General features: G+C 65.2%; 8 protein-coding genes and 1 CRISPR repeat array. Of the genes, 1 reads left to right on the top strand and 7 read right to left on the bottom strand.

Annotation, left to right across the window (positions count from 1 at the left end; genetic code table 11):
• Positions 1-25: 25 nt before the first annotated feature.
• A CRISPR array of direct repeats spans positions 26-1,001; the repeat unit is 36 nt; unit sequence GCTTCAATGATGCCCGTCATTCCTGACGGGTGTGAC.
• Between the two features lie 185 nt (positions 1,002-1,186).
• The 7 genes from cas2 to cas7u are packed head-to-tail and all read right to left on the bottom strand — an operon-like array spanning position 1,187 to position 9,663.
• On the bottom strand, positions 1,187-1,474 hold the full coding sequence (gene cas2 / locus QM624_RS03945) for a CRISPR-associated endonuclease Cas2 (RefSeq protein WP_415088945.1): 288 nt from the start codon (positions 1,472-1,474) through the stop codon (positions 1,187-1,189).
• A 4-nt stretch (positions 1,475-1,478) separates the two neighbouring features.
• Positions 1,479-2,036: a CRISPR-associated endonuclease Cas1 gene (cas1, locus tag QM624_RS03940; RefSeq protein WP_415088942.1), complete on the bottom strand. Its 558-nt coding sequence runs from the start codon at positions 2,034-2,036 to the stop codon at positions 1,479-1,481.
• Positions 1,972-2,727, bottom strand: coding sequence for a CRISPR-associated protein Cas4 (gene cas4 / locus QM624_RS03935; RefSeq protein WP_415088940.1), 756 nt, complete (start codon positions 2,725-2,727; stop codon positions 1,972-1,974). The genes cas1 and cas4 overlap by 65 nt, the downstream gene beginning before the upstream one ends.
• A 12-nt stretch (positions 2,728-2,739) precedes the next feature.
• Entirely contained in the window at positions 2,740-3,705 is a 966-nt protein-coding gene (locus QM624_RS03930) for a hypothetical protein (RefSeq protein WP_415088938.1), read from the bottom strand.
• On the bottom strand, positions 3,702-6,791 hold the full coding sequence (gene cas3u / locus QM624_RS03925; protein ID WP_415088936.1) for a type I-U CRISPR-associated helicase/endonuclease Cas3: 3,090 nt from the start codon (positions 6,789-6,791) through the stop codon (positions 3,702-3,704). Before cas3u ends, QM624_RS03930 begins: the two co-directional genes overlap by 4 nt.
• A complete protein-coding gene (gene csb2, locus QM624_RS03920) occupies positions 6,788-8,419 on the bottom strand; it encodes a type I-U CRISPR-associated protein Csb2 (protein ID WP_415088934.1) in 1,632 nt (543 codons plus the stop codon). The genes cas3u and csb2 overlap by 4 nt, the downstream gene beginning before the upstream one ends.
• Positions 8,419-9,663, bottom strand: a complete 1,245-nt coding sequence (cas7u, locus tag QM624_RS03915) for a type I-U CRISPR-associated RAMP protein Csb1/Cas7u (RefSeq protein WP_415088932.1) — start codon at positions 9,661-9,663, stop codon at positions 8,419-8,421. Before cas7u ends, csb2 begins: the two co-directional genes overlap by 1 nt.
• Positions 9,664-10,231: 568 nt before the next feature.
• Between cas7u and QM624_RS03910 the strand changes: the two genes are divergently transcribed.
• Positions 10,232-10,558: an AbrB/MazE/SpoVT family DNA-binding domain-containing protein gene (locus QM624_RS03910; protein ID WP_415088930.1), complete on the top strand. Its 327-nt coding sequence runs from the start codon at positions 10,232-10,234 to the stop codon at positions 10,556-10,558.
• Positions 10,559-10,915 lie beyond the last annotated feature (357 nt).

The raw sequence follows: 10,915 nt of genomic DNA, 5'->3' as shown, positions 1-10,915 counted from the left end.
CTACAAGGTGACCGGGAACCTCGGCGCTTCAATGATGCCCGTCATTCCTGACGGGTGTGACGTTCCCGTCCGACTACAAGGTGACCGGGAACCTCGGCGCTTCAATGATGCCCGTCATTCCTGACGGGTGTGACGATCCTCGCCCTGATCGCCGAAGTGCGCCGGCTATGGCTTCAATGATGCCCGTCATTCCTGACGGGTGTGACGCTACGTGTCCAGCGACGGCTGGGCCCGGCAGATCAAGCTTCAATGATGCCCGTCATTCCTGACGGGTGTGACCAGCAAAGTCGCCTTCGCCATCCACTCGGCGACCTGATGCTTCAATGATGCCCGTCATTCCTGACGGGTGTGACACATCGCGTTGTCCGGCAACGTCGGCTGGCCCTTGCTTCAATGATGCCCGTCATTCCTGACGGGTGTGACCCACCAGGGCCCGCCCATAGCTGCGGCGCGCTGTTGCTTCAATGATGCCCGTCATTCCTGACGGGTGTGACCCACCAGGGCCCGCACATAGCTGCGGCGCGCTGTTGCTTCAATGATGCCCGTCATTCCTGACGGGTGTGACTCCCGGTATTGGCGGTGAATAACGCCGCAGCTGGTGAGCTTCAATGATGCCCGTCATTCCTGACGGGTGTGACCTAGGGCGAACTACGCCGACGCGACCAACCTTCAGGCTTCAATGATGCCCGTCATTCCTGACGGGTGTGACCTCTCATCGGCCGGTTCGATTTGGGTGCACTGTCCGGGCTTCAATGATGCCCGTCATTCCTGACGGGTGTGACGGTGCCGGCGATGCGGTTGGCTGCCTTGAAGATCTGGCTTCAATGATGCCCGTCATTCCTGACGGGTGTGACGACTACAAGCATTGCAAAGTCAGCGTAATGCATTGCCGGCTTCAATGATGCCCGTCATTCCTGACGGGTGTGACGTCACCAAGACCGGATGGACTGTCGACGGGTCGAAGTGCTTCAATGATGCCCGTCATTCCTGACGGGTGTGACAGCTCCCATATTTTCCGCATGCTGACTAGGCGCGATGTAGTAAGTTGCGAGCGCTGCTGGGAAGCTCTGATCGTAGTCCGCCTCGCTGTCGAGCTGTCAAGTGACGATTAGCCTTCTGACCAGGGGGCGAGCACTTCAGCGTGCGTCGATCGTTGACCGAGCGCTCGCTGATCAGGCTCAACACCTCAAACTATGGTAGTGCCGGCATGCGGAAGTCGCCTCCCGGTGCCGATGACATGTATGCCGGCAGGCGACCTCGTGTCACCCAGGTCGATCCGCACCACCGAGTCTGCAGTCAGCTTGACCACCGCGCTGATGTCGGTAAGCCAGTCGACCAGTTCGGCGTCCGACAGATCACAGAGAAACACTGAGTACTGAAGCCTCTCGCCGTAGGACTCCATGACTTTGATCACCCGGCGAAGCCTCACCGGGTCACTGATGTCGTAGGCGATCAGGTATCTCCGTCGGGCCATTGACTCACCGCGTCGTCATCGCTCGATAGGCGGGCAGTTCACCGATCATCACGGCAGCCAGCACACGCGCTTGCACATCCATCACGCGGCGGTAGGAGATCTGGTAGCCGAATTGCGGATGGCGCACGGTCATCTCCAGGCGTCGCTCGTACGCGGCAATCACGGTTCTGCGACCCTCCTGGGTCAGCATTACTCCCCGCGATCGGGAGAGGAAGTCGGTCCTCTTCACCTCGCCGTTGTTCAGCACCTGAAGCACAACCGAGTCGGCTATCAGTGGCCGGAACTCTTCCGCCAAGTCGAGGGCAAGCGACGGTCGTCCGAAACGCGGCGCATGCAAGATGCCGATGAATGGATCTAGTCCCACGCCGAGACAAACCGCGACCAGATCCTTCAGCAACAGTCCGTAGACGAAGCTCAACAGGCAGTTCACCGGGTCCCGAGGTGGGCGTCGGTTGCGTCCTCCTTCAGAGAAACTCAGGGCGATGTCGGATTCTCGGTCACTGAGCACGGAGGTGAACTGGCCGAAGTAGGTCCGCGCTGCAGTGCCCTCGTAGCCCATCATGGAACCCACGCTGGCGGCGGTGGTCGGGGTCACGGGGCACGATTCGTCGTGGCGGCAACTCGGTGCGCTGCAACGAACGGTTGACTTCGTCCGGAAGGCATAGGGTCACCAGCGAGCAGCGTGGGCATTTCGGGGAATCCACCAGCGGCAAGGGTGGGCGCGCCTGGGCCGCTATTTCTCGGGCCGCCAGCGCAGTGTCGAGTACCCGATCCTCCACATCTTCGGGCACTGGGATGACGACGCGCTGGTTGGTCGCGACGTAGTAGATAATCGCCTCGCGCACCAGATAGCCGGAACCTCGAAGAACTGCCGCCTGGACGAATACCTGCATCTCATCGGCGGGCCATGCGCGCCCATCAGGATCGGGAGAGCCCTTCTTGAAATCGATGGGCGATACCGTGCCATCGCTGTGGTCCACCCTGTCGATCACAGCGGTCACACCGAGTCGCTGATCGTCGAGTTGGACCGAACGCGCCCGTTGCATTTCTTCAACAGCCTCGGGCGGCGGCATGGGCGGGCCGTCCCGATCCACCCCGCGATGGACGAATCTGCCCTGGGCGGTGTCAGCGTTGTCGGCCCAACGATGATCGACCCATTCGAGGTAGAACAGCCTCGGGCAGTAGACAAACTCGTTGAGCATCCTTGCCGGAAGCAAGTCCGGGAGCGGATCGGGTTCGAGCGGCTCGTCCATCACATCACCTGGTCAGCGCCTTCCATTCCTGGCCGGCCGGCGTCCGGCAACTCCCGCCGGGCTGGGCGGCCCGAAGCTGCCGTATCCGCCCTGATCGCTTCGCCTGATGCCGGCCGTCATGACCTCCGTCACTCCGAGCCGCCGACGGCTGTCAGGGGCCATCAGCAGAATCCTGGTGTCGGCCAGCAACGACGCCACTACATCGGACGTCAGCGTAACTTCCCACAGCGGCCAACTGAAGCTGCCGCTCTTCCATCCGAGCTCACAGCCCGTGGTCGCCAATTGGACGACACCGCGGCGGTCGGTGTGGAGAGCGACCGGGAAATAGCGAAGACCGAGGAAGGCGAGCCAGTCCGCGGCGGGCACGCCGCGCTTCTTGTCACCGGAAGGATTGAAGCCGCGCAGCGCCCAGACACGTTCGCCGCGGGCATCCCAACCGAGGACGGGGAGCGTGGACGTATAGCTCCACGGCCCGGCCAGCGCCTCCCGGAAATGCTCGGCGGTGACCTCTCGTTGCAGCAGCCGGACCATCACAAGGAACTTCTGCTGGCCCGCCGTGAAGTGGAAATGAGTCGGTTTAGCGTCACCCTTTCCGGCGGCCGCACCCTCGGCAACCAGGCCGGTGAGCAGCGCGATGTCGCGATCGTCACCGGTTTCCCAATAGGTGGCGGTCACGACCTCGATCCATTGCCGCAGGTCCGGCAGCGACGGTTTCAGGTCGTCCAGGGGGCCACCGTTCGGGCCCCAGGTGAGCACCGGCGAACTCGCCCAGCGTTCCCGGTCCTGGTCGCATAGCTCGATGATCTGCTCGATGGAGTCCGCACCACCCAGCACCGCATGGGGTTCAAGTCCCTCCGTCCAGTGCAACGTGATGGCGCGATCAGGCAATGCGTGCGAAACGACGTCCAGGACGCCGAGCGCGGCGAACAGGCCGAGCGGGTTGCGTCCGCGCAGCGCGGGAAGCGCGATCTCGGTCACGACTGCCTCCGTGCCTGCGCCGCCGTCGCCGGCGTCCTGCTGTCCTCATGGTCAGCGAGCCGGAGTATGGCCTCCAGCCAGGACAGGCCGAACCATCCCCAGCTGCGGACCACGTTCCAGAATCGATCGGACGCGCCCGAGTCCAGCCTGTCCAACCCATACAGCGTGTGACCGGCGATAGCAAGATCCCCCGCCCTGAATGCAACAGCCGCCTCGGGAAGATCCCTCTGCGGCCCGAATCGATAGCGGCCGCCACCGTGGTGGGTCGCCACCAGATGTTGGACCAGTTCGGCGTCCACCAGTCCGCCCAGCGGAAGCAGGTGAAGGCTCAATAACTCGTGGCGCTGGCCGAGCGGATAGCCGCTGCGCCGCCGTGCTCGATCCCGTTCCCAGCGTGCATTCGTCTCCAGCGACTTGGCCAGCGGAGCCTCTTCCGCCTGGTACGAGACGTCGTCGCCACTGTGCATCCAAAGCTGGAACCGCGGGTCGAGTTTGCCTAGGTCGTGCGCTTGTCCGGCCGCTCCGAGACTGGCGACAACCGAGTCCGGCAAGCCGAGGTTCCGGCCAAGACACTCGGCCCAGCGCCGGACGCCGTCGAGGTGATCGGTGAGCAGCACACGACCTTGGTCTTCGGGAAAAGAAGGGCTGTCTCGCCCGTCGTCCTCGGTCGGCGTACCGTTTCGGCCCCCGGCGTGGCCCTCGACCCGTGCGGTGAACACATACGACGATCGCACCTCGCCAGAGGCCCATTGCTCGACGAACGACTGCAGGAACCACCTGCGTGTCTCCAGCAATCTGCTCAGTAGCACGCGCGTGGATTCGTCGGCGCGGTCCATCGCATCGGCGACATACGCCTCGACGACCGCGCGCTTCTCCTCGATCGTCAGTTCCTCGAGCGAGCGTGGATCGGGGAACGGAAGCAATTCATTGTCCGCGCCTCCTTCGGCGGCTGGCGCCTCATCCAGCCCGTCGGACAGCGGCCTTCTCCCCCCCGCATTGGCACGTAGCCGATGGTCAAGGGCCCGCGACAGCCGGACTATCGTCCGCCTGCCTCCGGTCGCCTCAACAGCGACATCGGGGACGTCGTCCGTTGCGGCCGGATTCCAATTCTTCCCGAACAAGCCACCGAGGGTCGAGGGCACGAGAATGGTGTCACCGGGCTGGATATCGCGGAGCCGAATCGTCTCCGCCTTCTCATCACGCCACCGCACGACCGCGCGATCGTCGGGCTGTCGGCCATCATCAACCTCGTGCCCGGCCCAGGCGTCCGCCAGCGTTGGATCGTCGACGACTCCGCGCAGCCAGCGCCGCACACTGACCACCGGCACCTGCAGTGCTTCTGCCGCCATCGGCGGACAGGCGTTGACTCGCGCCGCGACCCGGTTGGCGAGTTGCTCGTCGGGCCCCGCGGCACGCCACGCCTCCGCAACTTTGCCCAGCAAGGCCTCATCGAGGTCTTCGCGCCAAATCACCGAGACTTCGCTCATGGCGTCCGAAGCCTTGATTCCATGCAGCCATTGCGCCACTTCGGGGTCGGCAGCAACCCCGTAGTCGGAAGTTCGGACCCACCGATCAAGGTGGCTCGGCAACAGGTGCGGCGCGGACTGCACCGGCGGCAGCATCAGAGCGTGCCGGGCCGGAGGGGGCAACTCCAGGCGACGTAGCCCGAAGTCAACCTTGGGCAGTCCGGACAACCACGACCAGGTCTCCCGCAAGGCATTTCCGTAGACGGGATCCGGGTCGGTGGTTGCGACGTCCCGCTGCGATGCGAGGATCACCGACCCGTACGGCTGCCCGGCCTGCGCCAGTTGCCCGTCACGGTCGACGCGGCCGAACCGCTGGCGTAGTGCGTCGAGGCTCGCGCATTCGGTGACGATCGCGTCAAGGTCGAAATCGGCTCCGGCTTCGATGCTCTGGGTCGACACCAGGATCAGCGGACGATCGGTGGCACGGCGTTTCCTACCCATTTCGACCCGCGGCTGGACGTCGGCGAGCACCGTGTCGCGGTCGACGGGCCGCATGCGTCCGGTGATGAGTGCTACGTCGCACTCGAAACCTCGGGCGATGCGTGCCGTCACGGCCGCATAGGCGTGACCAGCCGTGGCCACCCGGTTCACGATGATGGCCACCGTGCGGGCGCCTTGTTTGACCACTGCCTCGGCCCGCTCGGCGCAGATGGCGGCCAACTTCTGTTGTGCTTTAACCGCGTCGGTAGGCGTCTTGACCAGCTCCACGGTCGCGAGTTTGGACGCCTCCAGCCGCCGTTCCAGGACGGGGTGCCCACCGGTGTCCAACTCGGCGCCGGGGAACGCCCAGTCCACGTCCGTGTCGACCGTTGCGCTGAGCCGGACGAGCTGCCAGCGATCAGGCAGCGCACCCACTTTCGAACCCAACCCGCGGTACCGATCCACCGCCTGCAGGGTGTGGGCGTAGGGGCGCGCCAGATGAACCTCGTCGAGGAGATAGAGGACGTCCTGGCTGAGCAGCCCCGCATGGATCGGACGCATGCCGCGCGAGACGCCGTATCCCCGGAACAGCAAGCGGGAACCGACCTGGTCGACGGTGGAGGCGAGCACCGCGGGAATGTCGGGACGCTGCGCCCAGCTCTCGTCGCGGACGATACCGCCCCGCAGGACGGCATGCCGTAGCGGGACGTCTGGCACCGAGCCATCAGGCTGGACGGCCAACGACCGCAACCGATCGGCGACCACTCGCAGAACACCCTCTTGAGCCTCGGCCAGCTTCATAGCGATGGCGCGCGCCCGGTCGGCGGCCTGGTCCACGATCACCCTGCGGTCGACCACCACCGCGATCCGCCGCGGGTGCCATTGCTTGTCGGGGGGCTCTTCGGCGCCGAGAGCCAGCAGGAACACCGCGATGTCGATCGCGCTGGTCTTGCCAGTACCGGTCGGCAGGTCGATCAGGTCCGGCCAGCGCCGCTCACGCTGGGCGGCTTCTACCAGCGCCGATTGCCAGCCGAAGGGCTCAACCGGGGGCGCGTCCGGCTTCGACCACAGCGCGGAGAAGTAGCTCGCGAAATCGGACGTCGAGAGCGCAGCGAGCGCCGACGGCGGTGCCGGTGTCACGACCGTGATCCTGGGTGGGGCCAGAACAGCCCGTAGCCGAGGAACCGTCCTGTTCCTAGCAGCACGGGCCCGCTCACCGGTTCGCCGAAGGTCAGATCGATGTGGACCAGCCGTTTCCGGAGTTTTCCGGCGCCGACCAGGAACGGGGGAAAAGCCCCAAGCGGTCGGGTGCCGCGGATCGGCGGGTCGTTGCGGAAATCGATCGCGACCGGTTCGGGCAGCCCGATGTTCCGGCACGCGCCCATCACACTTTCCCGCGCCTCCGCCTCGGCCTGATCGCGCTTGGCCTGGTTCGGGCTGTCCAGATCGCCCGGATGGCGATCAAGCGCCACCGGGGTCACGGTCGACCACCGAGTGGCGGGCCGCGTCCAAGTGGAGGGCCGGGCGGTAACCGACGCGTCTTGCGGCCGAAGCGGATGCAGGTGGAACGTCCTCCCCCGCTCAAACCAGAGTCGCCCACCATCCTCCTGCCATCGGGCGGCAGCCAGCGCGACAGCAGCCCGATCGTGGGGCGAGACGTCCCGTGGCAAGACCACCGCCAACGCATGGACGGATCCGTCGGCATACTCGGAACCCACGTATGGCAAGGCCAGGTAGGCCGCATGGACGTCCAGCGCAGGCTCGGTCGGCGACCCACCCGACCCCGGCCTATGCCCGCTGATCATCGGCGGCACCGGCTGGGCCGCATGCTTCATCAGGCCCGCCCGGAGGGCCCGCGTCAGGGCCTCGGTCTGGGTCAGCGCGCACCGCGGATGCAGGCCGAATAACAGCCAACGCTGGTCGTCGAAGATGCCACGACGCACGACCGGTGCAGGCTCGTTCCGGCGATACCCGGCAGCAACCGTCGGCAGGGTGCGCGGCTCCAGCCCCTGGTGGCCGGCATACGACGCGATCAGCGAGTCTAGTTGTCCGGTCGTCGGCGTCCGGACACTGAACTCACCGCTCTCCGCCGGCACCAGGGACGCCTCGCGCGTGGGCTTCGCGACAATCGCCACATCGACCGGGGACGAGCTATGGCCCAAGCGGGCGATTCGTCCCAGGACCCGATCCAGCGCCTCCAGCTGCGCCGGCTCCGGAGCGATGTCCGGCCAGCTGAAGGTGACGATCTCGTCGGCCGGGGTGATGCTCGGGAAGGTGCGGGCTTGCCGGACCCGGTTCTCGGGCAGAACGCCCAGCCCGGTCTCGGGTGCCCTGCCCGAACTACTGAACTGGACGCCCCTCGCCTGTGCCTTTGCGGCTGCGGTCTGCGCCCGCCGGTGTGCCCGCAGATCGGGACGATCGCCGCCCATCGGCTCCTTCTCCAGCTCGAGTGCCGCGGTTAGGTCCGCGTAGGCGCCCGAGGCGTCCCGCGACAGCACCGTCGCATCGTTCACCGGAACGAAGTGGGTGACGACGGAGCGGGCGGCGGTCTCCTCCGGCAACGAGCAGGAAATCTGCGGCGGCCCGAGCGACTCCCACCAGTACAACGCGGCACGCTCTTCGAGATCCGGCTCATCGGTGTCCGCCCAGGCCGCGACCGCGGCGGCGAACAGTCGAGCGGGATGCGGCGGCCACTCCGCCCGGTCGCGCTCATTGAATTGGGTCGCGACATACCGTCCGGCAAGCAGCCGGACCTGGACGGCGAGCATTACGCGCCGCCGTTACCGGCCGGACGGCTGTTCCGAACCAACTGAGCCAGCCGATCGGCCGGCCGCAGCAAGACCTCGTCGGCCTGCCAGACCAGGCCATAGGACGCCGCCGCCTCAACCGCCTGCGCGGTGAGCGCCAACGCCTCGTCACCGGTCAAGCTGAACCGGCTGGAGCCGCCACTACCCCGTCGGACCAGGTCGAATTCCAGATCGGCGGTGGGCACCAGCACACACCGCGAGCGCAGATCGAAGCCTTGCTCGAACGACAGTGTGACCGCCGCCAAAGCGAGCGCAGCCAGCGCCGTCCGGGCCGCTTGTTCGGCCTCACGTCGCTTCTCGCCCAGCGGCTCGCCGTTGCTGTTCAGCGGGAAACCGATCCGCCGCAACTGGATGAAGGACAGCACGGTGATCGCCTCGACCCGATCCACGGTCACACCGCCGGCACGAGCGTCGAGAGACGGTGTCACGTTGCCGTGGTTGACCTGCGAGGGACGCCCCGGCGCGCCGTCGCCCGACCCGGTGTAGAGAACAGCCTTCCCCTTCTCCTTCTTGGCCTCGTCCTCGTTGAGCGTCCAGGAGCCATCCTCGGTGGCATAGAGCGTGTTTCCCGCCAGCTCGATGCCGAGCGGGTCGATCCGCGAAGCTGCACGCGTGCCTGGCATGGCGCCGATTCCGACGATCTCCGAAGTGAGCGCACGCTCGTACTTCGCTCCGCGACCACCCCGCGGACCCGTCGAATCCCAGCCGCCGAAGATCAGGGTGGCCGGCGAGTACCGGTACAGCGCCTCGGCGTTGCGAGTGGACGCCTCGGTGACCGCCCGCCCGATCGGGCTCATCCGAAACAGTTGGTCGTCGAGCAGGCTGTCCCGCAGGATCGCGTCGAAAATCCGGTGCGGCGCCTGTAGCGAGGAGATCCGGTCCAGATCCGCCAGGCCCTCCGACTCACGGAAGTCCACCGAGACCAGGGGCAACGCCAATCGCCCGGCGCGGGCGGCCTCCAGCAGGGTCTCCTCCATCGTGTTGGCCTGAGCGGCCACCGAGTTGAGGGAGACGCAGCGGACGTCGGCGCCATCAATGCGCCGCGTCTCTTCCGCATACTTGGTGGGCGCAACTTCCGCAGTGCTGTAGGTGGGTGGCGCGATCTTGTCACCGGGCCCGCCGAGAGGCTCCAGCTCGAATCGAGCGCGGACGCCGGCAGTTCCTCCTGCCACAGCGTCGTGGAGGGCATCAAGGGTGAGGGCCATGGTAACTCCTAAATCTCGGCCTTCATCAGGCACCGCCGGCGAAGTTGCCGGATTCGACACCGAATGATAATAGACATCCGAAGTGATCAATGTGGCGACTACAAGAGAATGTCTTGGCTCCCACACCCGGAACATCACAACGGCGGGACGAATTGCACACCGCCTCGACCATACAAGCCTCGGGTCAGCACAGCGGGCCATGTGAGCCCACGCACTTCTTGGGGATCGCCATTCGAATCCGCAGACAACGATGCTGCAGGCGCCATAGCCATGAGCCGAGCTGGGGTCCGGCTATGAGGGCCTTGGTCAAGGCCTCCGGGTACCGGCCCTGACCAAGGCGGGCCGGGAGAGCGCTGAGGTCTACAGCTACGACCAACGCTAACAATCCTTCAATGAGGCCCGGCCGCCTGCCAGCCTACACTTTGTCCTCACAGGACCGTTAATTGTTAGTAGTAGGTAGTTGTTGTAAGATTCTTATCGATCTTGCGCCCCGCCCTGATCTCAGATACCTTGCCTCGCATGGCAAGATCGCTCCGGACGTGGACCATCCGCAGTCCAGCTAGACCCAGTGAGTCCCCAGGTGGCAATCACTAGCTGGTGGGTTGAGGTCGTGGCCACACGCCCTGACGCCGGAGCAGAGGGAAAGTCCATAACCAGGAGCACCGTCAGCAGCAGGGGGCAGGTCACCATCCCCAAGAGCATCCGGGATGAACTCGGCCTTGGGCCTGGGGCTCACGTGTCCTTCGTCAAGAATTCCGAGGGCGGATATGAATTGCACCCTGAGAGCCGTCCAGTGACGGCACTACGCGGCTCTCTTTGCTATTCAGGCCCACCACTGTCGATCGGAGACATGGAAGGGGCTATCACCGACGCCATTACGGATGCGATGCAATGATCGCCCTAAACGACTTCGCCCAAGGCGATGCAAATCCTGTTGTCAAGCAGGGCGCCATCGGCAACTTGCCGACAAACCACTCAGATTCGCCAGGTCGGGACTAGCTTACGGATGCCCTCCGGGGCATATTCACAACGGGAAGGCAGCACGCGCGTAGTCACTTCGACATTCGAGGGTGGCCAAGATTTCGCTGGCTGGTCGCTCTGAAGCAGAGTCCAGATGGGCGCGCCCAGAGGTGTCTGGGTTCACGACATAGGTCACAGGTGATAGGTCGCTCATGTCTCGCGTCATAGGTCACAGTCCGATGCATGTCGAAGTATCGGGTCGTGGTGTTGAAGATCGTCGCCGGGCAACTGT

The sequence above is a fragment of the Micropruina sp. genome (genome assembly GCF_047606365.1).
Classification (GTDB): domain Bacteria; phylum Actinomycetota; class Actinomycetes; order Propionibacteriales; family Propionibacteriaceae; genus Micropruina.
Note: the sequence above shows the minus strand (reverse complement) of the source record. Positions and strands in the feature narration are given on the sequence as shown.